The organism is Maricaulis sp. W15 (genome assembly GCF_001924955.1).
GTDB lineage: Bacteria > Pseudomonadota > Alphaproteobacteria > Caulobacterales > Maricaulaceae > Maricaulis > Maricaulis maris.
In genome coordinates, this window is the sequence record NZ_LQXG01000017.1 from 49,478 (window position 1) to 71,812 (window position 22,335).

General features: G+C 64.8%; 19 protein-coding genes and 1 other RNA gene. 18 read left to right on the forward strand and 2 right to left on the reverse strand.

Going from position 1 to position 22,335, the window contains the following annotated elements; genetic code table 11:
- Positions 1-40 precede the first annotated feature (40 nt).
- Positions 41-1,309 carry a D-amino acid dehydrogenase gene (locus tag AWH62_RS09930; RefSeq protein WP_158025606.1) on the reverse strand — a complete coding sequence of 423 codons (1,269 nt, stop codon included), beginning with the start codon at positions 1,307-1,309 and terminating at the stop codon, positions 41-43.
- A gap of 97 nt (positions 1,310-1,406) precedes the next feature.
- Here AWH62_RS09930 and AWH62_RS09935 point away from each other — a divergent pair, with 97 nt between their 5' ends.
- From AWH62_RS09935 to AWH62_RS09960, 6 genes are all read left to right on the forward strand, one after another.
- On the forward strand, positions 1,407-2,360 hold the full coding sequence (locus AWH62_RS09935; protein ID WP_075190343.1) for a metalloregulator ArsR/SmtB family transcription factor: 954 nt from the start codon (positions 1,407-1,409) through the stop codon (positions 2,358-2,360).
- 66 nt (positions 2,361-2,426) lie between these two features.
- Positions 2,427-3,068 carry a hypothetical protein gene (locus tag AWH62_RS09940; protein WP_075190344.1) on the forward strand — a complete coding sequence of 214 codons (642 nt, stop codon included), beginning with the start codon at positions 2,427-2,429 and terminating at the stop codon, positions 3,066-3,068.
- 270 nt (positions 3,069-3,338) lie between these two features.
- Positions 3,339-3,812, forward strand: a complete 474-nt coding sequence (locus tag AWH62_RS09945; RefSeq protein ID WP_075190345.1) for an ATP-dependent zinc protease — start codon at positions 3,339-3,341, stop codon at positions 3,810-3,812.
- Between the two features lie 60 nt (positions 3,813-3,872).
- A complete protein-coding gene (gene rimK / locus AWH62_RS09950) occupies positions 3,873-4,778 on the forward strand; it encodes a 30S ribosomal protein S6--L-glutamate ligase (protein ID WP_075190346.1) in 906 nt (301 codons plus the stop codon).
- Complete coding sequence (locus AWH62_RS09955; RefSeq protein WP_075190347.1) at positions 4,775-5,812, forward strand: succinylglutamate desuccinylase/aspartoacylase family protein; 1,038 nt, start codon at positions 4,775-4,777, stop codon at positions 5,810-5,812. Before rimK ends, AWH62_RS09955 begins: the two co-directional genes overlap by 4 nt.
- A gap of 159 nt (positions 5,813-5,971) precedes the next feature.
- Positions 5,972-6,877 carry a hypothetical protein gene (locus tag AWH62_RS09960; protein WP_143743009.1) on the forward strand — a complete coding sequence of 302 codons (906 nt, stop codon included), beginning with the start codon at positions 5,972-5,974 and terminating at the stop codon, positions 6,875-6,877.
- A gap of 467 nt (positions 6,878-7,344) precedes the next feature.
- On the opposite strand, the gene AWH62_RS09965 is transcribed toward AWH62_RS09960, so the two are convergent.
- On the reverse strand, positions 7,345-10,917 hold the full coding sequence (locus tag AWH62_RS09965; RefSeq protein WP_075190349.1) for a hydantoinase B/oxoprolinase family protein: 3,573 nt from the start codon (positions 10,915-10,917) through the stop codon (positions 7,345-7,347).
- 153 nt (positions 10,918-11,070) lie between these two features.
- On the opposite strand from AWH62_RS09965, the gene AWH62_RS09970 reads away from it, so the two are divergent.
- The 12 genes from AWH62_RS09970 (at position 11,071) to murF (ending at position 22,335) form a co-directional block, all read left to right on the forward strand.
- Positions 11,071-11,772, forward strand: a complete 702-nt coding sequence (locus tag AWH62_RS09970) for a molecular chaperone DjiA (protein ID WP_075190350.1) — start codon at positions 11,071-11,073, stop codon at positions 11,770-11,772.
- 58 nt (positions 11,773-11,830) lie between these two features.
- Entirely contained in the window at positions 11,831-12,151 is a 321-nt protein-coding gene (locus AWH62_RS09975) for a hypothetical protein (protein WP_075190351.1), read from the forward strand.
- A gap of 101 nt (positions 12,152-12,252) precedes the next feature.
- Positions 12,253-13,488, forward strand: a complete 1,236-nt coding sequence (locus AWH62_RS09980; RefSeq protein WP_075190352.1) for a hypothetical protein — start codon at positions 12,253-12,255, stop codon at positions 13,486-13,488.
- A 40-nt stretch (positions 13,489-13,528) separates the two neighbouring features.
- Positions 13,529-14,443: a DMT family transporter gene (locus AWH62_RS09985; RefSeq protein ID WP_075190577.1), complete on the forward strand. Its 915-nt coding sequence runs from the start codon at positions 13,529-13,531 to the stop codon at positions 14,441-14,443.
- Complete coding sequence (locus tag AWH62_RS09990) at positions 14,440-15,132, forward strand: N-acetylmuramoyl-L-alanine amidase (protein ID WP_233128295.1); 693 nt, start codon at positions 14,440-14,442, stop codon at positions 15,130-15,132. Before AWH62_RS09985 ends, AWH62_RS09990 begins: the two co-directional genes overlap by 4 nt.
- A gap of 33 nt (positions 15,133-15,165) precedes the next feature.
- Positions 15,166-15,552, forward strand: an RNA gene (gene rnpB / locus AWH62_RS09995) — RNase P RNA component class A.
- A gap of 318 nt (positions 15,553-15,870) precedes the next feature.
- Positions 15,871-16,329: a division/cell wall cluster transcriptional repressor MraZ gene (locus AWH62_RS10000; RefSeq protein WP_075190353.1), complete on the forward strand. Its 459-nt coding sequence runs from the start codon at positions 15,871-15,873 to the stop codon at positions 16,327-16,329.
- Positions 16,329-17,333 (forward strand): 16S rRNA (cytosine(1402)-N(4))-methyltransferase RsmH, encoded by a 1,005-nt coding sequence (gene rsmH / locus AWH62_RS10005; protein ID WP_075190354.1) that lies wholly within the window; start codon positions 16,329-16,331, stop codon positions 17,331-17,333. The genes AWH62_RS10000 and rsmH overlap by 1 nt, the downstream gene beginning before the upstream one ends.
- Entirely contained in the window at positions 17,330-17,713 is a 384-nt protein-coding gene (locus AWH62_RS10010; protein ID WP_075190355.1) for a hypothetical protein, read from the forward strand. Before rsmH ends, AWH62_RS10010 begins: the two co-directional genes overlap by 4 nt.
- Positions 17,713-19,470 (forward strand): penicillin-binding protein 2, encoded by a 1,758-nt coding sequence (locus tag AWH62_RS10015; RefSeq protein WP_083635123.1) that lies wholly within the window; start codon positions 17,713-17,715, stop codon positions 19,468-19,470. The genes AWH62_RS10010 and AWH62_RS10015 overlap by 1 nt, the downstream gene beginning before the upstream one ends.
- Positions 19,467-20,918 (forward strand): UDP-N-acetylmuramoyl-L-alanyl-D-glutamate--2,6-diaminopimelate ligase, encoded by a 1,452-nt coding sequence (locus tag AWH62_RS10020; RefSeq protein WP_083635124.1) that lies wholly within the window; start codon positions 19,467-19,469, stop codon positions 20,916-20,918. Before AWH62_RS10015 ends, AWH62_RS10020 begins: the two co-directional genes overlap by 4 nt.
- Positions 20,911-22,335 carry a UDP-N-acetylmuramoyl-tripeptide--D-alanyl-D-alanine ligase gene (murF, locus tag AWH62_RS10025; RefSeq protein ID WP_075190356.1) on the forward strand — a complete coding sequence of 475 codons (1,425 nt, stop codon included), beginning with the start codon at positions 20,911-20,913 and terminating at the stop codon, positions 22,333-22,335. The genes AWH62_RS10020 and murF overlap by 8 nt, the downstream gene beginning before the upstream one ends.

The following is a 22,335-nucleotide window of genomic DNA, read 5'->3' on the forward strand; positions in this document are numbered from 1 at the left end:
TGCGGAAAAGGCCCGGCGATATCGCCGGGCCTTTTTCGTATCAGAAACGCTTCGCCGAAAACGCTTCGGCCGGTACCGGCGGCGTCTCGCCAGCCATCAGTGAGGCCAGCAAGTCCGCCGAGCCCATCGCCTGGGTCCAGCCGAGATGGCCGTGGCCGGTGGTGATCCACAGGCCTTTGGCGCGGGTTTCGCCGATGACGGGTCGGCCATCGGCCGACATCGGGCGGAAGCCGCACCAGGCTTTTTCCTGGCCGGTCAACAGGCGATCGGCGAGGTCGGGATAGACCCGGCGCAGCAGCATGCGCAGATTGTCGACCCGCTCGCTGCGCATTGTACGGTCTTCGCCGGCGAATTCGGCGGTGCCGGCGATCCGCAAAGTGTCGCCCAGCGGGGTGACGATGGCGTGCAGCACATCGTCGACCACCGGCAGGGAGGGCCGCTGGTTGAGGTCTGACATGTCCAGGCTCAAGGAATAGCCCTTCACCGGGCGCACCGGAATGTGCAGGCCGAGCGGGGCGAGCAGGCGGCGCGAGGTGTGACCGGTGGCCAGCACGACCTGATCGGCCTCGATTTCCTCGGTCGGTGTGCGCACGCCGGTGATCTGCCCGGCCCGGTCAATCAGGCTCTCGACGGTCGAGCCATATTCAAACCGCACGCCCATGCCGGCGGCGATGCCGGCCAGGGCCTTGGTGAAAAGATGGGCGTCGCCGCTCTCGTCATCGGGAAAGAAGACAGCTCCGGCGAAGGCGTCGGCGACGTCGGCCAGCAAGGGTTCGCGTTCCACCATCGCGGCGCGGTCGAGTACTTCCCAGCGCAGGCCGGCATCGCTCAGCGCCCGGCTGGTCAGGCGGGCCGGTTCCAGCGCGCGCGCATCGCGGCAGATTTTCATTGTGCCGCGGGCGAGATTGGCAAACTCCAACGCATGGGCGTCGCGGGCCGCCTGGGTCAGGGCGAGCGAGTGTCGCGACAGGGCAAAATTCGCCAGCGACGCTGCTTCAAACCGTTTGCGGCTGGAATTGGCGAGGAATTTCAGGCCCCAGGGGATGAGGCCGGGCAGCGGTGCCAGGCGCAGCTTCATGGCGGAATGCGGATCGGGCAGGGAGGCCAGCAATTGCCAGTGCACACCCGGCGCATTCCATGGTTCCGGTTCGGACGGGGTCAGGGCGCCGGCATTGGCGAAACTGGTTTCCAGCCCGGGTCCGGCGTGGGCGTCCAGCACCAGCACGTCATGGCCGCGCTGACGCAGCGTGTAGGCGGCGGAAATACCGGCCAGTCCGGCCCCGACGATGATCACATCCTGTTTGGCCAAGTAACGCTCCTGAATCGGCCCGCCTGAGCGGCTCGGTTTGAACTTCGTGGGGATGCAGATAAAAGCAAGGCTGTTTTTGCAGGTTTTCCGGGATTACATGGACGCTGTCGTCACCCAGCTCAAAGCGCTCGCCGAACCGACACGCTTGCGCATCATTGCCCTCCTCTCGCGCGGGGAGCTGACGGTGTCGGAGCTTGTCTCCATCCTGGGTCAGAGCCAGCCGCGCGTGTCGCGGCATCTCAAACTCATGACCGATGCCGGCCTCGCCGAACGCCTGCCCGAAGGCGCCTATGTCTTCTATCGGCTCACCGATGCCGGCGGCGGTCGCAAACTGGCGCAGATGGCCAATGAGCTCGTGCCGGAAGATGACGCCGTGCTGACCCGCGACGTCTCCCGCCTCGAAGCGATCAAATATGCCCGCGCCCAGGCGGCGCAGGCCTATTTCGAAAGCGTCGCCGGGGATTGGGACACGATCCGCTCGCTTCACCTGGCCGATCACAAGGTGGAAGCGGCGATGCGCGAGCTGGCCGGTCCCGGCCCGTTCAGCCTGATGATCGATGTCGGGGTCGGCACCGGCCGTGTATTGGAGCTGTTCTCCGATCGTGTTGCCCGCGGCATCGGCGTCGACATCAACCATTCCATGCTCAATGTGGCGCGCCTGAATCTCGAGCGGGCCGGGCTGAAGCATTGTTCCGTCCGCCATGCCGATGTCGGAGCGCTGCCATTTGACAGTGCCGTCGCCGATCTCGTCACCGTGCACCAGGTGCTGCACTATCTCGAGGACCCGGCCCTGGCGGTTGATGAATGCGCCCGCGTGCTCAAGCCCGGCGGCAATCTCTTGATCGTCGACTTCGCGCCGCATCAGCTGGAAACCCTGCGCGAGGATCATTTCCACCGCCGGCTCGGTTTTGCCGATGAGGAAATGGCGGACCTGATCGGTCATGCCGGCCTGGAACTGGCGCATCAAAGCGCCCTGCATCCGGACGAGCCCAGCGGTCAGTTGACCATGAAGATCTGGATCGCCCGCCGCAAGCCAAGCGCTGCCGCCTGACGCGAATGCGCTTCACGCCCTCGCGATGACGGTGTAGCGTCTGCCTTGTCTTGCAGGGGGGCAGACATGAAAACTGCGTTGAATCTTTTCAGTATCGTCGTTCTCGGCGCGATCGCCGGCGGCATTTATTTCGGGGCGGACAATCCGGAGACCGATCCGGTCGTGGTCGCTGACCCCGGGGCGGATCAATTGGCTGGCGATGATAGGGCGCCGGACCCGGCACCGGTCGTCGACAGCGTGCCCGACGATCCGCTGGTCGACGAGGTCATCGACCCGACCGCCAATGGCATCGTCTATACGGTCGAAGGCACCGCGTCGGGCTATTTCATCGCCACGGAGGAGATCCGCTTCGGCGATCTTGTCCTGGAGAATATCGAGCTGTGGCCGGCCATGCCGGAATGCGACGAGCCGGCCTATGTCCGCCTCGCCGTGGAGGACACGTCCGACCAGCTCGGCGAAAATGAGTACGGACCCTATTTCCGCCTCTACGCGATGACCATCGACAGCGCGTCCATCACTGATGACGGTGTGATGATCACCGCCACCGATGCCGAGATCGGCACGCTGGTCATCGAAGCGACCTATGTTGCTGGCGCCTTGGCCGAATGGCAGACCGGGGCGGATTCGGTCGCTGAGCTTCTGGTCGGGACGGCAACGCTGAATGGTGATGTGCAGCCGGCGAGTTTTGCGTTCTGGATTGGTGATTGATCGCGACGGGGCGCTCACCCTTCTTTCCTCCCCATTCCATGGGGAGGTGTCGCGCACGCAGTGCGTGACGGAGGGGTGACGCCGCAGGCGGCTTGGGCCCTTCCTCGCTTGTGCTCGGACCCCATCGACCTCAGCTTCGCGATGCGAAGCTGAGCCCACTTCCCCACATCGTGGGGAAGAAAAGAAAAACCGGCCCGACCCTTCCCGCTTGCCTTTTTCCGCGCGCCGGTGCTTGCATGCCTTTGAACGCCCGACGGGATTGCCAGCGCCATGGTTCGCAAGACAAAATCGAAGTCATCGGCCCAGCCGGGCGCGCCGTCGATCGTGGTGGGTTGGCGTGAATGGGTGTGTCTGCCCGATCTCGGCGCGGTCCGCGTCAAGGCCAAGATCGACACCGGCGCCCGGACGTCGGCCATCCATGCCTGGAAAATCCAGCCGTTTCAGAAGGACGGTGACAACTGGGTCCGCTTCGAGCTGCATCCCAACCAGGACGACAACAAGACCCGTATCCCCTGCGAGGCGCGGGTGGTCGACAGCCGCCTGATCAAGAGCTCGAACGGGCAGGAACAACGTCGTTATGTGGTCCGCACTGCGATGCAGCTCGGCCCGCATGTCTGGCCAATCGAGTTGACGCTGACGCGCCGGGATGAAATGGGATTTCGCATGCTGGTCGGCCGCACCGCGCTGAAACCCGGTGCCCTGGTCAATCCGTCGAAATCCTTTCTGTGTCCGACCGTGGCTTAGGCCGCGGTCTGTTTCGTGTTACCCCGTCCCCAGGCAGCCGCCACACCGGAGATAATCTCGATGCATTTGCTCATGCTGGCCCGCAATCCCAACCTCTACTCGCACAAGAGGCTGGTCGAGGCGGCCGAGGCGCGCGGCCACGAGATCGACATCTATGATACGCTGAAGATGTATATGAACATCACCTCGCATCGGCCCGAGGTGCGCTATCAGGGCCGCATCCTGAAAGGCTATGACGCGGTCATTCCGCGCATCGGTGCCTCGATCACCAATTACGGCATGGCCGTGGTGCGCCAGTTCGAGATGATGGGTGTGTGGTCGGCGAATGAGTCCGTCGCCATCGGTCGTTCGCGTGACAAGCTGCGCTCGCTGCAGCTGCTGTCGCGCGCCGGTCTCGGCTTGCCGGTCACCGCCTTTGCCCACGACACCTCGATGACCGATGACGTGCTGGACATTGCCGGCGGCGAGCCGGTTGTGATCAAGCTGCTTGAGGGCACGCAGGGCGTCGGCGTCGTGCTGGCGGAAACCCGCCGTTCGGCCAAGTCGGTGATCGAAGCCTTCCGCGGCGCCAAGGTGAATATCCTGGTCCAGGAATTCATCAAGGAGGCCGGTGGCGCCGATATCCGTACCATCGTGGTCGGCGGCAAGGTTGTCGCGGCGATGAAGCGCCAGGGCGCCGAGGGCGATTTCCGTTCCAACCTGCATCGCGGCGGTTCGGCCACCAAGATCAAGCTGACCCCGGAAGAGCGCTCGACCGCCGTGCGCGCGGCCAAGGTGATGGGGCTCAATGTCGCCGGTGTCGACATGCTGCGCGGCAATCACGGCCCGCTGATCATGGAAGTGAATTCCTCGCCGGGCCTGGAAGGCATCGAAGCCGCCACCGGCGTCGATGTCGCCGACAAGATCATCGATTTCGTTGAAAAGACGGCTGTGCCCGGCAAGACCAAGACCCGCGGCACCGGATGATGCGCGAACCGTTCGAGATTGCCGGCGAGCAGGTCGCGCCGGGGACGACGAAGATCGTCCAGATTCCGGTCTCGGTCCTGTCCGACCACACGCCGATGTCGCTGTCGGTGCAGGTGTTGCACGGCAAGCGACCGGGCCCGGTCATCTTTGTGTCCGCCGCCATCCATGGTGACGAGATCATCGGCGTCGAGATGATCCGCCGCCTGATCCGCACGCCGCAAATGCGCTCGATCGCCGGCACGCTGATCTGTGTGCCGGTGGTCAACACTTATGGCTTCATCACCCATTCGCGTTACCTGCCCGACCGACGCGACCTCAACCGCTCCTTCCCGGGCGCGCCGACCGGCTCGCTGGCGGCGCGGCTGGCCGATATTTTCATGACCGAGGTCGTCGAGCGCTGCGAGGCCGGGATTGATCTCCACTCCGCCGCCGTCAACCGCACCAATCTGCCGCAGATCCGGGTCGACACGAAAGTGCCCAAGGCGCTGGAACTGGCCCAGGAATTCGCCGCCCCGGTCATCGTCCATTCCTCCTTGCGTGACGGTTCGCTGCGCGAAGCCGCCCAGAAGCGCGACATCCCGGTCATCGTCTATGAAAGCGGCGAGGCCCTGCGCTTTGACGAGACGGCGCTGCGCATGGGGGTGAAGGGCATACTGCGCGTGCTCGGCAAGCTGGGCATGATCCGCTCGGACAAGCGCATCAAGGCGACGCTGCGCTCGGAGATCGGCAACAAGTCGAGCTGGGCGAGAGCTTCGATGGGCGGCGTCCTGCGCATGCACCGCGATTGCGGCGAGCATGTCGAGGAAGGCACGCTGATCGCCACCCTGTCCGACCCGCTCGGCACCACCGAGGTCGAGATCACCGCACCCTGCGACGGCCTCATCATCGGCCGCACCGTCCTGCCCATCGTCAATGAGGGCGACGCCGTCGTCCACATCGCCGAAATCCTCAAACGCCGCAATGAGGAGCCGATGGTCCAGCTCGGCGAAGCGCTCAGCAATGATCCGCTGTTTGACGAGGACGAGATTATTTAGGGGGGGGGGTGAGGCGGGCCCGGCTTTGGGAACGACAGCTAGCCCCGGGACAGAAATAGTTCCCCTCGAGGCGGGAAGTGAACCCGCTGAATCTCCGGCGGTCGAGTCAGAAGGGATGCAAATATGAGGGATGGAAAATCAACGGCGGGAGGTATCGGTATGCTGCGTCGTGCGAGGCTCGGTCCGGCATGTTTACTTGTTTCTATCAGCTTGGCTTCCTGCAATTCGTCACAAGAATCCGTTTCTGCGGCCCAGGCGTTTTGTGAGGCCGAAGTAGAATTCTTCGACATGGCCTCCTTTTTTGGAGCGCGCGCGGAGTTCGATATGACCCGACGGCAAGTAGAGTCTGAAGATGTGTCTGATAACCTTAGAGAGTTCCGCTCGAATTACCCCTTGAGACCGTTGCGGTTACGGACGCTGATCGCCGTGCAAGCCCTCGGAGGCCAAGCGTTCGGCGATGGCGTGGAGCTGTTGGATGGTGCTCCACCGAGCATGGCGTCGCCTTTGACGACAACAATTGATTCAGGCGAAGCTTTTCAAGGGGCGGTCGTCGCCTCACGTCGTGACGGCTCTGAAAACTGCGAAGCGTCCGAAGCCTTGCTTGGGTTCATTGATGACTATCTCAGCTATGCGGGGGGAGACGGTCATTTGGCTGGGTGGACGAGCCGGGGCAACATATCATCTGCGTATTACGGGTTGCATGTATGGCATGGGTCTTTGGATGGCCTCGCCGAAGTGCGAGCGCAAATCGCGCCCCTGATCGCGGAAGGCAGTTGTCTCGACCTGCGGCCGGTCTCGCCGGATGAGGTCGTACCGACCGCGTCCAGCGCCGGAACAGAGGTTGTCGATGATGGATTGATAGTGATGCGAAGCGAGCATGAAATATTGATGGGGGACAGCCCCCTGTACCGTTACCGCGATGCAGCGGTTTATCGGCGAGGGCAGAATAGCCGGATTGTTCATTATTGTTGCAACGCCAGTATAGATGGGCCTTGTGCAGTGCCTTCCTACTGGTCGGCGAATGCTGTTGCAATGCGTGCCGAATTTGAGGTTGCAAATGACTGACGAAAATTGGGACACATCGACTGTTCACGCATAAACTGTGACAGGCATGCATTTTCGCGCCCGGCGCGGATCCGCCCTTAAATCACTTGTCAGCCAGCGGGCCGTATCCGGTTCTTGAGGTCAAGGGCGGCGCAGCCGCCGCTTCGCGGGCATGCCCCTTGAGCTCAAGAACCGGATACGGCTTTCCCTCGGCAAGCGGTTTAAGGTGGGGTGAGCGCGGGGCGCCATCCCTTATAAGGGACTAACTTTGGCTCGGATGCTGCGCGCCTGCCCCTTTGCATGGTTTAGCGCTTCCAGAAATCGAGCCTATTCAACATATTAAAATGGCGATCTGCTCACTCCTTATAAGGGGCGAAATTTCCTTATAAGGAGAGGTGGTCTGTACGGCCTCTACGGTCTGCACCGGCATGTCCGCGCCCTGTACTGATTTTCGGGCATCACTGTGGTGATCAGCGCTCTACGGGGTCTCAACCCATCCCGCCACCACCCGGCGTTTCAATTTCCACACTGTCGCCAGCCTCGACATCAATGCGGAACAGGCCGGGAAGGTCCTCGCTCTCACCGCTCACCCGGATCACGCGCTGCCTGCCGCTCTTGGCTTCGCCGCCGCCATCCAGCCCGAACGGGTGCTCCACCCGGCGGGAGGAGAGGAGGGCGACTTCCATGGGTTCGAGGAAGGTGAGGCGGCGGACCGACCCCTTGCCGCCCGGCGCGGCGCCCTTGCCGCCGGAGTTCTCGCGGATGCGGTGATGTTCGAGGCGGACCGGGAAGCGGCGTTCCAGGACTTCCGGGTCGGTCATGCGCGAATTGGTCATGTGGGTGTGGATGGCGCTCTCGCCGGCGAAGGGTTTGCCGTCTGCGTCCTTGCCAGCGCCGGCGCCGCCGCAGATGGTCTCGTAATACTGGTGCCGGTCATTGCCGAAAGTGAGATTGTTCATGCTGCCCTGGCTGGCGGCGAGGCGGCCGGTGGCGCCGAACAAGGCGTCGACGACCAGCTGGCTGGTCTCGACATTGCCGGCGACCACGGCGGCCGGCGGTTTCGGATTGAGCAGGCAGGCCTCGGGCAGGATGATCTCGATCGGCTTGAGACAGCCCTCATTGAGCGGGATGGCATCGCCCACCAAGCAGCGGAACACGTACAGCACGGCGGCGCGGGCGACCGAGGCGGGGGCGTTGAAATTGCTCGGGCGCTGGGGCGCGGTGCCGGTGAAGTCGACCACGGCCGAGCGGGCCTCCCGGTCGACGCGGATGGCGACACGGATCTCGGCGCCATCGTCCAGTTTCACCGTGTGAGACCCGTCCGACAAGGCGTCGATGACCCGCCGCACGGCGCGTTCGGCATTATCCTGGACATGGCCCATATAGGCTTTGACGACCGCGAGGCCGTTGTCGGCGACCAGCCGGTGCAACTCGCCCGCCCCCTTGGCGCAGGCGGCCAGCTGGGCCTTCATGTCGGCGATATTCTGGGACGGTTTGCGGGCCGGATGCGGGCCGGAGGCGAGCACACCCGTGACGACCTCTTCGAGGAAGCGGCCCTTTTCCATCACTTTGACATTGCGAAATTGTACGCCCTCTTCCTCGATTGAGGTCGAGAAGGGCGGCATGGAGCCGGGCGCGATACCGCCGACATCGGCGTGGTGTCCGCGGGCCGCGACATAGAAGATACGTGTCCCGGTCTCGGGATCATGCACCGGGGTGACCAGAGTGATGTCAGGCAGATGCGTGCCGCCATCATAGGGCGCATTGACCGCGACCGCGTCGCCGGGGCCGAGGTCGGGATGCGCCTCGGCGGCGGCGCGGACCGAGGCCGACATCGAGCCGAGATGGACCGGCATGTGCGGCGCATTGGCGACCAGCCCGCCCTCGGCGTCGAAGACAGCACAGGAGAAGTCGAGCCGCTCCTTGATATTGACCGAGTGGGCGGTGCGTTCGAGGGCGACACCCATCTGTTCGGCGACTGACATGAAACGCTTGTTGAACAGCTCCAGCCGGATCGGGTCGAGCGCCGTGTCGCCGCCCGCTTCGGCAGCGGCGATGGTGCGCTGGAGAGAAAGGGTCCCGTCGTCCAGCCGGACCGCTTTCCAGCCGGCATCGACGACGATGGTCGCATTGGGGTCCATGATCAGGGCCGGGCCGATCTCCTCACTGCCGGGGCCGAACTGGTCGAGCCTGTAGACCGGCACATTCTGCCAGCTTCCCTCGTCGAACAGGCGGGCGAGGCCGGTGGGGCGCGGCGTGCCACTGCTTGCCGGCGGCATGTCCACTGACCAGTCACCGGAGCCGGGCGGGGCGCATTCGGCCTCGGCGGTGACCGACTCGATGACCAGGTCACCTTCGGGCACGAAGCCGAACAGGCGTTCATGGGCGGTGCGGAAATTTGCGACCATCAGGTCGGCATTATCGGCGGCGACCGGGATGGAGGTGTCGGAACCGGAGACTTTCAGGCGCCATTCGCGGCTCACCCGGACCTCGGCGAGCGGCAGGCCCTGCGCCGCGAGTGCGTCACGGGCTTCGTCGGACAGGCGGTCGGCGATGGCGCTGGCACTGTCGAACGCGTCGGCGAAGTCACCCTCGACGGCGGCCATGCGGGTCTCGCGAATGTCAGCCAGGCCGATGCCCAGAGCCGAGAGCAGCCCGCCATAGGGGTGGATGAGGACGGTTTTCATGCCCAGCGCATCGGCAACCCGACAGGCATGCTGGGCACCAGCGCCGCCAAAGGCGGCCAGCCCATAGCCGGACGGATTGACGCCCTGGCCGATCGAGATCTGCTTGATCGCCTGGGCCATGCTCTCAACCGCGACGGCGAGGAAGCCCTCGGCGGCGGCTTCGGGGCTGTCCAGGCCCATCGCGTCGGCGAGGTCACCCAGCGCCGCACGCGAGGCGTCGACATTGAGCGGTTGGTCGGAGGTGTCACCGAAGACATGCGGGAACCAGTCGGGCTGGATGCGGCCGAGCACGATATTGGCATCGGTGACGGCGGCCGGTCCGCCGCGGCCATAACCGGCGGGACCCGGCATGGCGCCGGCACTGTCCGGCCCGACCCGGGCGCGTTCGCCGTCGAAGGTCAGGATCGAACCACCGCCCGCCGCCACGGTGTGCACCGCCATCATCGGCGCGCGCAGACGGTGGCCGGCGACCAGCGTCTCCTGCACCCGGTCATAGCTGTCGCCATCATAGCGCGAGACATCGGTCGAGGTGCCGCCCATGTCGAAACCGATCACCTTGCGATGCCCGGCCTGTTTCGCTGTCTTGGCCATGCCGACCACACCGCCGGCGGGACCCGAGAGCACGGCGTCGCGGGCATGGAAGGCCCCCGCCGGGGCCAGGCCGCCGGAGGACTGCATGAAGAAGAGCGGGGTCCCCTCCAGCCCGCGATCCACGCGGTCGACATAATCACGCAGCACCGGGGTCAGATAAGCGTCCAGCACGGTGGTCGAGGCGCGCGGCACGATCTTGACCAAAGGCGAGGCGATGGAGGAGCGGATCACCGTGGCAAAACCGGCCTCGCGGGCGAGCGTCTCCAGCCGCGCTTCGTGGGCGTCATTGCCATAGGCGTGCATGAGCGCGATGGCGACTGTGGCCAGCCCGTCCTTCCTGGCGGCATCCAGCGCCCGGCGGGCGGCCTCCTCGTCCAGCGGGGTCAGGACCTCGCCATTCGCGTCCAGGCGTTCGTCGATTTCCACCACGCGGTCATAGAGTGGGCGGGGACGTTTGAGGTCGAGGGCGAAAATGTCGGGCCGGGTCTGGTCGCCGATGATCAGCAGGTCCGCAAAGCCGCGTGTGACCAGGAAGAGCGTGCGGGCGCCCTTGCGTTCCAGCAGGGCATTGGTGGCGACGGTGGTGCCCATTTTCACAGCGCTCACAGCGGCACCCGCCGACAGGCGCCGCACGCCTTCGGTCGCAGCATCGCGATAGTCGGGGCTTTCTGACAGGAGTTTGAGCGCGTGCAGGCGGCCATCGGGTGCGCGGCCGATCACATCTGTGAAAGTGCCGCCCCGGTCGATCCAGAATTCCCACGCCTCGCGCCCGCGCTCGCTCATGCCGTCGCACTCCGTTTCAATCTGTCGCGGAGGTTAAGCATGGCATGGCGCGGTGCAACCGGCTTAAGCTGGTCACCAACTGCACAAGACCGGCTCCGCCCACTCGCGCAATGAGTGCGCGCTTCCTACATGGGCGACCGGAGGGTGACGCGTATGGGATTTTGGCGAAATCTGGCCGACCGTATCAGTGGTCGCGATTGTTTCCTGGAGTGTGATGGTTGCGATGACCGCGCCGCCGCACACAAGGTCAATGACGCCGATTTCGCCATGGCATTGATCGGGCTGGGCGCCAAGATGGCCAAGGCCGACGGCACGGTCTCACGCAGCGAGATCCGCGCTTTCTATGAAGTTTTCAAACCGCCGCCTGAAGGCCGCGACGCGCTCGACCGGGCCTTTGAACTGGCGATGCAGACCACGCTCGGCTTTGACGGCTATGCCCGCCGGTTGGCGCGCCGCTTCCGCTGCTATCCGGCGATCCTGGAAGACGTGCTCGACGGGCTCTTCCACGTCGCCAAGGCCGATGGCACGATAACTCCGGACGAGATGGATTATCTGCAGCGCGTGGCCGATATTTTCGGCTTCTCCGAAACCGAATTCCGCCGCATCCTGGCCGGCCATGTCGAACCGGACGACAAGGATCCCTATGTGATCCTGGGCATCGAAGCCGGCATCTCCGACCGTGATCTGCGCACGGCCTATCGCCGCATTGCGTCACAGAATCACCCGGACCGGTTGATCGCGCGCGGGGCGCCGCTCGAAATCCAGCGCCTGGCCGATGAAAAAATGGCAGCCATCAACGCGGCTTACGGCGAGATTCTGGCGCAGCGCGGTTTGGTCACACCGCTCACCAATTGACCTTTGGCCCATTGATGCCAACATGGTGGGAAGCGGGGGCGAACACGGAAAGAGGTTCATGACGGACGCTCGACATACATTCGCATCAGGTTTCTCCGGACGCGCCGGCCGGGTGGTACGCGATATTCTCGCGGCCCTCATCGCGCTAGCCGTCGTCGGACTTGTGATCTTCCTTGCTGCCATGCTGACCGCCGCCTTCCTCGTGGTGGCCGGTATTGCCGTGCTTGCCGCGGCGGGTTTCTGGGTCTGGCGCAAGCTGCGCGGTGGCCGGGCCTCGGCCCGCACGTCGCAGACACGCTCCAGCGGCCCTGAAATCCTGGTCGCCACGCGCGGACCGGAAGGCTGGACCGTCGATGGCGTCGGCCCGAGCTCGCGCTGACGACTGGACAAAGCCCGGTTTCCACACACGATTGTGATTGGGTCGGGCGTCGGCTGCGGCTAGGCTTTGATGATGTTCCTTCTGACCATCCGGCCTGCCTCATGATCCGTGCGTTCCTGTTCCTTGTCGGCATCACCCTGCCGTTGATGCTGGTCGGCTGTGTGTCGATGGTCTTGCCACGGGTGTCCCCGGAAACGGCGGGCCCGCCGGCTGTCCCAGCCCTGCAATCCGATGACCTGACGCGCGAAGGCTGGGAGGCCGGTCGAGCGGATCTGCTGGCCCGTTTCGAGGCTGAAGTCTATGGCGCTTGGCCCGGTCATGAACCGGCCCGTGTCACGGAGCGCCGCGAGATCGAGGTCGACGCCTTTGGCGGCCGGGGCCGGATCGAGGAATGGGATGTCGCGATGGGCTCGCTGCAGACCCGCCTCGTCGTGGTGCTGCCGTTAGCGGCCAGCGAACCCGTCCCGGTCGTGGTGATGCAGACCTTCTGTGGGACCCGCACGGCTTTCGGCGGTCGGACCGACCTGTCGGCGCCCACCAACCCGTCAGCCCGTGAATGTGGTTCGGGTGGCGGCTGGCAGAACCAGCTCATGTCCATGATCTTCGGGCGCTACATCGCCTCGCCACCGTTCGAGCAGATCCTCGATCGCGGCTATGCACTTGCCTTCCAGCATCCCGGTGAGATCGTGCCGGACAATCCGGCCGGCGCGGCGCCGGCGCTGGACGCGTTGATGCCGGGGCGCGAAAGCGGTGCCATCATCGCCTGGGCCTGGGGTTATGCCCGCGCCATCGATGCGCTGGAAAGCGATCCGCGCTTTGACCCGGAACGGATGGCGGTGTGGGGGCATTCGCGCAACGCCAAATCGGCACTCGTCGCGGCCGCTTTTGATCCGCGGATCGACCTGGTCTTGGCGCATCAGGGCGGAACCGGTGGTACGACGCTGACCCGCAGTCATGCCGGCGAGAGTGTCGCCCAGATCACCGAAACCTATCCGTATTGGTTCAATGAGACCTATGCCGGTTATGCCGGCAATGAAGCGGCCATTCCCGTCGACCAGCACCAGCTGATTGCCCTGATGGCGCCGCGTCCCTTGCTGATCAGTGGCGGTTGGCGCGATGCTTGGTCCGACCCGCAGGGCAGTTTCCGGGCGGCGCAGGCGGCCAGCCCTGTCTATCAACTCTATGGCTCGGACGGGCTGCGACAATCACGCCTGGGCGGTTTTGAGCCGGGCGCTGATATCGCCGCTTTCATGCGCCGCGGGCTGCACGGGGTGCAATCCTCAGACTGGGACGCTTTCCTGGAATTTCTCGACGCGCATTTCCACCATTCGCAATAAGCACTTGCTGCCGATGGTGTCGGAGTCCATGACTGGGGGCATGCGTCTCAAGGATTTTCTTCTCCTCGTCGCGGTTTGTGTCGTCTGGGGTTTCAACTTCGTGGTGGCAAAATTCGCGGTGACCGGTGCGCCGGGCTGGGTGCCCGGCTTTGACGGCGTGCCGCCGATCTTCTTTGCCTTTTTGCGCTTTGCGATGCTCTACGCCTTCCTGGCCCCATGGCTGCGTCCGCGGCCGACCGATATCAAGACCATGATCGGTGTGGCGCTGTGCATGGGCGCGCTGCAATATGGCCTGCTGTTCTTGGGCATGCGCTGGGCGACGCCGTCGGGCATGGCCATCGCGGTGCAGATGGGCGTGCCCTTCGCGACCATCCTGTCGGTCATTTTCCTGAAAGAGACGGTCGGCCTGCCGCGCATTGCCGGCATGATGCTGGCCTTTGCCGGGGTGATGCTGGTGATCGCCAATCCGGCCGCAATGGACATGTCGATCGGCATGTTGCTGGGCGTCGGCTCGGCCTTCGTTGCGGCGATGGGCATGATCCTGGTCAAACGCCTGCCGATGGATTCGATCCGCATGCAGGCCTGGATCGGCTTGTTGTCCTGGCCGCCACTCCTGCTCTTGTCGCTGACCTTCGAGCAGAACCAGATTGCCAGCGTGCTCGACGGTGGCTGGGCCTTTGGTCTGGCGCTTCTGGTCACGGTCGTGCTGGTCAATATCTTTGGCCATGGCGTGTTCTACAATCTACTGCAGCGTTATGATGCGACCCTGATCGCGCCGATCACCCTGCTGGCGCCGCTGGTCGGGATGGTGTCGGGCATCTTGCTGACTGGCGATCCGACGGGTTGGCGCTTGTTCGTAGGCGGCGCCCTGACCTTGGCCGGTGTCGGGATCATTGCCCTGCGTCAGAACAAGAAACTGCCAGCCGCGGCGCTGGCGCGGGAGAAGACCCTTTGATTTCCAATATAAGCCCGGATGTCGGCCTTGATGTGAGGGCGGCGCCGTCGCCGAACTTCAATGATCGCAAGACGGCGATCCGCCTGATCGTGCTGCACTATACCGGCATGGAGAACGGGGCGGTCGCGATCGAGCGCCTGTGTGACCGCGCGGCGCAGGTCAGCGCTCATTATGTCATCCGCGAGGATGGCGTCATTCTGCAACTGGTCGGCGAGGACAAGCGCGCTTGGCATGCCGGTGTCGCCAGCTGGCAGGGCAAAAGCGATGTGAATTCGGCCTCGATCGGGATCGAGATCGTCAATGGCGGGCATGATTTTGCTTTGCCGGCCTATCCGGCGATCCAGATCGACCGCTTGATCCGGCTTCTGAAGGATGTGATGGCCCGGCATGGCCTCGGCCCGGAGTGCGTGATCGGCCATTCCGATGTAGCGCCGGGCCGCAAGCAGGATCCGGGCGAGCATTTCCCCTGGGGTTTGCTGGTCGCGGCGGGTTGTGCCCGCGCCACACCGCCGGCGGGTGAGCTGGTGGACGATATTGCCGCCGGTCTCGAGCGGATCGGATACGGGCTCGAGCCGGGTCTGGATGCGGTCATCGAGGCCTTCCAGCGACGCTGGCGCCCGGCGCTGGTGAGCGGTGTGGCGGACCGGGAAACCCGCGGGCTCATCGCGGCGCTGGCCGGGCGCTCTTGACGCTTGGCCCGGTCTGACCGATCTAGACCGCGATCAGGTGGCTGGGCGGTCGCGGCAACAAGGCCGGAAACGGTGTTGTCGAGGAAAGTCCGGGCTCCACGGAGGCAAGGTGCCGGGTAACTCCCGGCGGGGGTGACCCCAGGGAAAGCGCAGCAGAGAACAGACCGCCGGGCCTTCGGGCCGGGCAAGGGTGAAACGGTGCGGTAAGAGCGCACCGCCCCGACCGCAAGGAAGGGGGCTAGGCAAGCCCCACCTGGAGCAAGACCGAATAGGGACAGGCCGCAGCTTCGGCTGCACGTGCGCCTCCGCATGCTGTCCGGGTAGGTCGCACCAGGTCGTGCGCAAGCACGATCGCAGATGAATGACCGTCGCCCCGGCTCGTCCGGGGGACAGGACCCGGCTTACAGGCCGCCTGATCACTTTTTCCCAATCGGAACAGACCCGCCAAACCGGGACGCCTGGCGGCGCCCGGAACGGTTGCTTCATGCGTCTTTTTCCGGATCGGAACAAATCCACAAAAATCGGGAAACCATGGGAATTCGTGGGTTGATGCGGATCGAGCCTGTGGAAATTAACTTAATGTTCCGCGTCTGTTCTTGAATTTCGCATATTTGAATACTTCGATTGGCCTGCATATCCATGAAAAACGGGCTTCTCGTCATTGTTTCCCATCTGATCCCATGTTATCCCATCATTAACCATGCGGGGTAGCGTGCAGGGTCCGGGGAGCCACAAAGCGTGTTTTTGTCCACCACCATCAACGGCGTCGACGCCAAGGGACGGGTTTCCGTTCCGGCCGATTTCCGTGCGGTGGTTCGGGGTGGGCCCTTTGACGGCATCATCGTCTGGCCCTCCTTCGATGGCCCCTATCTGGAAGGGGGCGGCCAGGCCCTGCTCGAGCGCTATCAGGCGCTGATCGAGGAGATGGACCCCTATGACGATGCGCGTGTCGCTTTCGAGCGCGCCATTTTCGGTGCCGCCCGCCCGTTGGCTTTTGACTCCAATGGCCGCGTCACCCTGCCCAAGGAATTCGCCGATCATGCCGGTCTCGATACCAAGGCGACCTTTGTCGGCCTCGGTTCGCGTTTCGAGATCTGGTCGCCGGAGCGGTTCGAGGAGCACAAATCCAGCGCCCAGAGCTTTGCCCGTGACAACAAGCGCGCGCTGAAACTGCCGCCGCGCCCGGGAGGCGTGTGATGAGCGCGGCGCCGCATATTCCGGTCATGCTGGATGAGGTCCTGCACGCGCTCGAGCCGCGCGGCGGGGCCTTGTATATTGACGGCACGTTCGGCGCCGGCGGCTATTCGCGCGGCATTCTCTCGGCAGCCGACTGCAAGCTGATCGGTATTGATCGCGATCCGGCTGTCCAGCCTGCAGCGACCCAGCTGGTGCAGGCCTCCGGCGGCCGTTTCTCCTTCGCCGAGGCGCCATTCTCGGAGATGGGCGAGGTTCTGGCCTTTCGCGGTATCGAGCAGGTCGACGGCATCGTGCTGGATATCGGCGTATCCTCGATGCAGATCGACCAGGCCGAGCGTGGCTTCTCCTTCATGCGCAAGGGTCCGCTGGACATGCGCATGGCGGCCAGTGGCCCGACGGCGGCCGATGCGGTCAACCGTTTGAAGGAAGAAGAGCTCGCGAACATATTTTATGTTTACGGCGAAGAGCGTCGCTCGCGCCGGATCGCCAAATTCATCTGCACCGCGCGTTCGGATGCGAAAATTGAGACCACGGACCGGCTCGCTGATATTGTTTCGCGCGCAACCGGCGGAAAACATTCCAAAATTCACCCGGCGACAAAAGTTTTCCAGGCGCTGCGCATTTTCGTCAATGACGAGTTGGGCGAGCTGGCCCGCGCCCTGGAGGCCTCCGAGCGCTTGTTGGCACCGCTGGGGCGGCTGGTCGTGGTTACTTTCCATTCACTGGAAGACCGCATGGTCAAGACCTTCCTGCGAAGCCGTGCCGGCCTCGCCGGAGGTGGTGGTTCGCGCCATGAGCCGGCTGTCGAAGCCGGTCCGGCGCCGAGCTTCTCCCTGCTGACCCGTCGCGCCGTGGCGGCCAGCGATGAAGAAGCCGCGGAAAATCCGCGGGCCCGTTCAGCCAAGCTGCGAGCCGCCATTCGAACCGAAGCGCCTGCCTGGACCGACAGTCCGGCGCTTCACACGAGTATTGTTCCGCTTGCCCGTCTGGAGGCCGCGCTATGATCCGCACGCTTAATGCGATTGCGTTCGTCGTTGCCGCAGCCCTCGCGGTCGCGCTCTATATCGCCAAGGCCGAGGCCAAGAGTTCGCAGGAGCGGCTCGAGGACATCCAGGCCCAGCTTGCCGAAGAACGTCGTCAGATCAATGTGCTCAATGTCGAGATCGCCCATCTGGAAGACCCGGAGCGCCTGCGCGCCCTGGCCCGGCGCTATCTCGGTTTTGAGCCGCTGGACCCGTCGCGGGAGGTGGAATTGAGCGATCTGCCCCTGCTCGCCGATGCCCGCCCGGAAGAGACCGGCATGCGCCGTGACCAGACGCGGGTGCGTCAGGGGGAGGGCGCCATGGCAATGGCCGAGCCGACCCAGGTTGGAGGTCCGGACTGATGCGTCTGTGGCCGTTCCGCAAACAGGTATCGGCCGAGGCGCGCACCCTGGCCCCGCCGCCACTGGCGGAGGCGGCGCCGGCCGACATGCAGCGCCTGCTGCGGATTGAAAGCGACGAAACCCGGGCCATGGATGCCTCGCGCGGACGTTTGCGTGTCATGGGCCTGTCCCTGGCGCTCGGCTTTGCCGTGCTGGCCGGTCGGGCCATTGAAGTGGCGGTGACCGGGCCGGCCGATGCCGCTTCGCCGATCCGCCAGGCCGTGGCTGACACGGCGCGTGGTGACCTGTTTGACCGCACTGGTCAGGTGTTGGCCACAACGCTGGAAACCCATTCTCTCTATGCTGATCCGGCCCTGGTCTGGGATGCCGCGGAAACCGCCGAAATGCTGGCGACCGTATTGCCCGGCATCGATATCGCGGCGCTGACGGAAGATCTCGGCTCGCGCCGCCGCTTCGTCTGGGTGCGCCGCAATCTCACCCCGCGCCAGCGCCAGGCCGTGTTCGCGCTCGGCCTGCCGGGTCTGGAATTCCGTACCGAGCCGCACCGTGTCTATCCGCGCGGCCGGCTGGCCTCGCACGTGGTTGGTTATACCAATCGCGACATGGATGGCCTTGCCGGAGCCGAGCGGGCTTTTGACAGTGCGTTGATGTCGGGCGATGGCCGTCCGGTGGCCCTGTCGATCGACATGGCGGTGCAATTCCATGTCGACGAAGTCCTGCGCGCTGCCATGACCGAATACCGGGCGTTGGCCGCCACCGGCATCGTCATGAATGTCCGCACCGGCGAAATCCTCGGCATGGTCTCGCTGCCCGATTTCGATCCCAACCGGCCGGCCGATGCCAGTCCCGGCGAACGCCTGAACCGGGCAGCCCAGTCGGTCTATGAGATGGGGTCCACTTTCAAGGCTTTTACGGTTGCCGTGGCGCTGGAGGCCGGGACGGCAACGCTTGAGAGCCGCTATGACGCCCGCGCGCCGCTTGCCGTCGGTGGTTTCCGCATCAATGATTATCACGGTGAGGAGCGCTGGCTGACCGTGCCGGAAATCTTCACCCATTCCTCCAATATCGGCTCCGGCCACATGGCGCTGGAAGTCGGCGCCGAGGCCCAGCGCGGCTTCCTGGGGGATTTGCGGCTTCTGGAGCGCGCGCCCATTGAACTGGCCGAAAGCGCCGACCCGCTTTTGCCGCGCAATTGGGGTCCGACCGAGACCGTCACGATTTCCTACGGCCATGGCATCGCGGTCAGCCCGATCGCGACGATTGCCGCCTTTGCCGCCATCGCCAATGACGGTGTCTATGTGCCGCCGACCCTGCTGCCGGTGGCGGCGGACGAGACCATTCTCGGCGAGCGGGTGATGCGCTCCGAGGTCGCGCGTGATGTGCTGGCCCTGATGCGTGAGAATGTGGTGGGTGGAACCGGTGGCAGTGCCGAGGCTGTCGGCTATCTGGTCGCCGGCAAGACCGGCACCGCCGACAAGCCCTCGCGCGGCGGCTATGATGGTAACCGTCTCATCTCCTCATTTTCGGCGATTTTCCCGGCCAATGATCCGCAATATGCGATCCTTGTGTTGCTCGACGAACCGCAAATGCCCGAACCGACCTATCTTCGCCCGACCGGTGGCCGTGTGGCAGCACCGGCGGTGGGTGAGATCGTGGCACGGATCGCGCCCATCCTCGGTGTTGAACGGTCGAATGAAGACCCGGTCGGTCGCGCCGCCCTGGTTCGCGCTGCCCTGATGCCGGAGATGATCCCGTGACCCTGGACGAGTTGCTGCGCGGCGAAGATCTGGCCATCGGGAATGCCGACCTGGTCGTGCGCGGGCTGACGCTGGACAGCCGCAAGGTTGAGCCAGGCTTTGTGTTTGCGGCTCTGCCGGGCGTGAAAGTGCATGGGCGTGATTTCATCCCCAAGGCGCTGGCCGCAGGCGCTTCGGCCATCCTGACCGATGCGCCGGTCGAGGCGCCTGTGCCGGTGATCACCGTGCCGGAGCCGGCGGCGCTGCTGGCCCGCATGGCGGCGCGTTTTTATCCGCGCCAGCCGGAGCACATCGTTGCCATCACCGGCACCAATGGCAAAAGCTCGACCGTGGAATTCCTGCGCCAGATCTGGGCCGGGGCGGGGCTGGAGGCGGCCTGTCTCGGCACGCTCGGCGTCACCCGCGGCAATACGGTGGAAGTGACCGGCTACACGACGCCCGACGCGGTGGCCTTGCAGGCGGCGCTGGACCGGTTGGCTGGCGAGGGCGTCACCCATCTCGGCATGGAAGCCTCCAGTCACGGGCTCAAGCAGCATCGTATGGACGGGGTCCGGCTCAGCGTTGGCGCTTTCACCAATCTGACCCAGGACCATCTCGATTATCATCCTGATTTTGCCGATTACTACGCATCCAAACTAAAGCTCTTCACGGAACGTCTGCCGGCCAATGGCCGGGCCGTAATCAATGTCGACAGCGAGTGGGGTGGCAAGATGGCCGAGACGGCCCGCGCGCGCGGTCTTGACGTTTTGACGATGGGTTGGCGCGGTGCGGACCTCACCATCCGCGAGATCACGCCGCGCCCGGCCAGCCAGAGTGTCGTTTTCGCCTGGCGCGGCCGTGAGCATGCGCTCGACATCCCGCTGGTCGGCGAGTTCCAGATCCTCAACGCGCTTGGCGCGGCCGCCATTGCCCTGGCCGATGGCGTGGATGAAGCCAGCGTGCTGGCGACGCTGAAAACCCTGACCGGCGTGCGGGGCCGGTTGGAGAAGGTCGGCGAAACGGCCGAGGCGGCGCCGGTCCTGGTGGATTATGCCCACACGCCGGACGGTCTCGACAAGCTGTTGCGCGCGGCGCGTCCGCACACGCGCGGCCGGGTGATCGTGGTGTTCGGCTGTGGCGGCGATCGCGATGCCTCCAAGCGTGCAAAAATGGGCGTGATCGCGGCCAACCAGGCCGATCATGTCATCATCACCGACGACAATCCGCGCTCGGAACACCCGGCCCTGATCCGCAAGGCCATCCTGAAGGGCTGTCCCGGCGCCGAGGAGATCGCCGACCGGGCGCAAGCCATTCGCCGCGGTGTCACCATGCTGCGCGCCGGCGATTGCCTGCTGATTGCCGGCAAGGGGCATGAGACCGGTCAGACCGTCGGCGATGTGGTGCACCCGTTTGATGATCGCGAACAGGGCCGTGTCGCCCTGGCCGAAAGGGAGGCAGCCAATGTCTGAGGAGGCGAAGCGCCCGCTCTGGACATCCGGTCAGGCGATGGCGGCCACGGGTGGCATGTTGATCGGCGAGCCGGGCTGGACCGCGACCGGGGTCTCCATTGATACCCGAACGCTGGAACCGGGCGATCTGTTCGTGGCCCTGCAGGACGCGCGCGACGGGCATGACTTTGTCGCTGCCGCCATGGAAAAAGGCGCCGCCGCCTGCCTGGTCGAGCGCGGTGATACCGGCGTCGAGCCAGCGCTGCTGGCCAAGGATGCGCTGCAAGCGCTGCGGGCGCTGGGCACGGCAGCGCGTGACCGCAGCTCCGCCATTCGCGTTGCCGTGACGGGCAGTGTCGGCAAGACCAGTGTCAAGGAAGCCATTGCTGCCGTCTTCCGCGCCGCCGGTCCGGCCCATTGGAGCGTCAAATCCTACAATAATCACTGGGGCGTGCCGCTGACCCTGGCGCGCATGCCGCGCGACAGCGAACGGGCCGTTTTCGAGCTGGGCATGAACCATGCCGGCGAGATCCGCGACCTGGCCTCCCTGGTCCGGCCGCATGTCGCCCTGATCACCCGCATCGCCCCGGCCCATCTGGAACATCTCGGCAGTGTCGAGGCGATCGCCGACGCCAAGTCGGAAATCTTTGAGGGGCTGGAACAGGACGGGGTTGCCATTTACCCGTCCGATGATGCGCTGGCCGAACGTCTGGCCCGCCATGCCAAGCATTCCTGCGCCGCCTTCATGCTCGATTTCGGGACCGACGCGAGCGCGGCGATCCGGATTGAAAGTTTCGAGACCGGTCTGGACGGGTCTCGCGGTGTCGCCAATGTGCTCGGCATCCGGGCGCCGTTCCGCCTTGCCGCGACCGGTGCCCACTGGGCCTGGAATGCCGGTGCCATCTTCGCAGCTTGCGCCGGGGCCGGCCTGGATGCGCGGGATGTTGCGGAAGCCCTGTCCGGCGTTGGTGCCGAGCCGGGCCGCGGTCGGGCCGTGCGGATCGCCTTGCCCGGCGGCGGTGATTTCACCCTGCTGGATGACGCCTACAACGCCAATCCGGTGTCGATGGCAGCGGCCATCGAAGCGTTGGGCTCGGCATCGCCGACCGGCGCCGGACGTCGGATCGCGGTCCTCGGGGACATGCTGGAACTGGGTCCCGACGAAAACCGGCTGCACGCTGCCTTGGCCGACAATCTCGCCGCTGCAGGTGTGGACGCCGTCCTGCCGTGCGGTCGTCGCATGAAGCATCTGCATGATGCCTTGCCGAACAATGTTCGTGCAGGCTATGCGCAGGATGCGGGCGAGGGGCTGGAACAGGTGAAATCCTTGGTGCGGCCGGGCGATGTGGTGCTCATCAAGGGCTCCAATGGCTCCGGGCTTCACAAGATTGCCTCGGTTCTTGTCGATGGTACCGCATTCGGATTGACGGAGGCCTGA

Bases quoted from the DNA above. Each gene is read 5' to 3' on its own strand.
- AWH62_RS09935 (WP_075190343.1), top strand. From the start codon at position 1,407: ATGGACGCTGTCGTCACCCAGCTCAAAGCGCTCGCCGAACCGACACGC.
- AWH62_RS09940 (WP_075190344.1), top strand. From the start codon at position 2,427: ATGAAAACTGCGTTGAATCTTTTCAGTATCGTCGTTCTCGGCGCGATC.
- AWH62_RS09945 (WP_075190345.1), top strand. From the start codon at position 3,339: ATGGTTCGCAAGACAAAATCGAAGTCATCGGCCCAGCCGGGCGCGCCG.
- rimK (WP_075190346.1), top strand. From the start codon at position 3,873: ATGCATTTGCTCATGCTGGCCCGCAATCCCAACCTCTACTCGCACAAG.
- AWH62_RS09955 (WP_075190347.1), top strand. From the start codon at position 4,775: ATGATGCGCGAACCGTTCGAGATTGCCGGCGAGCAGGTCGCGCCGGGG.
- AWH62_RS09960 (WP_143743009.1), top strand. From the start codon at position 5,972: ATGCTGCGTCGTGCGAGGCTCGGTCCGGCATGTTTACTTGTTTCTATC.
- AWH62_RS09965 (WP_075190349.1), bottom strand. From the start codon at position 10,917: ATGAGCGAGCGCGGGCGCGAGGCGTGGGAATTCTGGATCGACCGGGGC.
- AWH62_RS09970 (WP_075190350.1), top strand. From the start codon at position 11,071: ATGGGATTTTGGCGAAATCTGGCCGACCGTATCAGTGGTCGCGATTGT.
- AWH62_RS09975 (WP_075190351.1), top strand. From the start codon at position 11,831: ATGACGGACGCTCGACATACATTCGCATCAGGTTTCTCCGGACGCGCC.
- AWH62_RS09980 (WP_075190352.1), top strand. From the start codon at position 12,253: ATGATCCGTGCGTTCCTGTTCCTTGTCGGCATCACCCTGCCGTTGATG.
- AWH62_RS09985 (WP_075190577.1), top strand. From the start codon at position 13,529: ATGCGTCTCAAGGATTTTCTTCTCCTCGTCGCGGTTTGTGTCGTCTGG.
- rsmH (WP_075190354.1), top strand. From the start codon at position 16,329: ATGAGCGCGGCGCCGCATATTCCGGTCATGCTGGATGAGGTCCTGCAC.
- AWH62_RS10010 (WP_075190355.1), top strand. From the start codon at position 17,330: ATGATCCGCACGCTTAATGCGATTGCGTTCGTCGTTGCCGCAGCCCTC.
- AWH62_RS10015 (WP_083635123.1), top strand. From the start codon at position 17,713: ATGCGTCTGTGGCCGTTCCGCAAACAGGTATCGGCCGAGGCGCGCACC.
- murF (WP_075190356.1), top strand. From the start codon at position 20,911: ATGTCTGAGGAGGCGAAGCGCCCGCTCTGGACATCCGGTCAGGCGATG.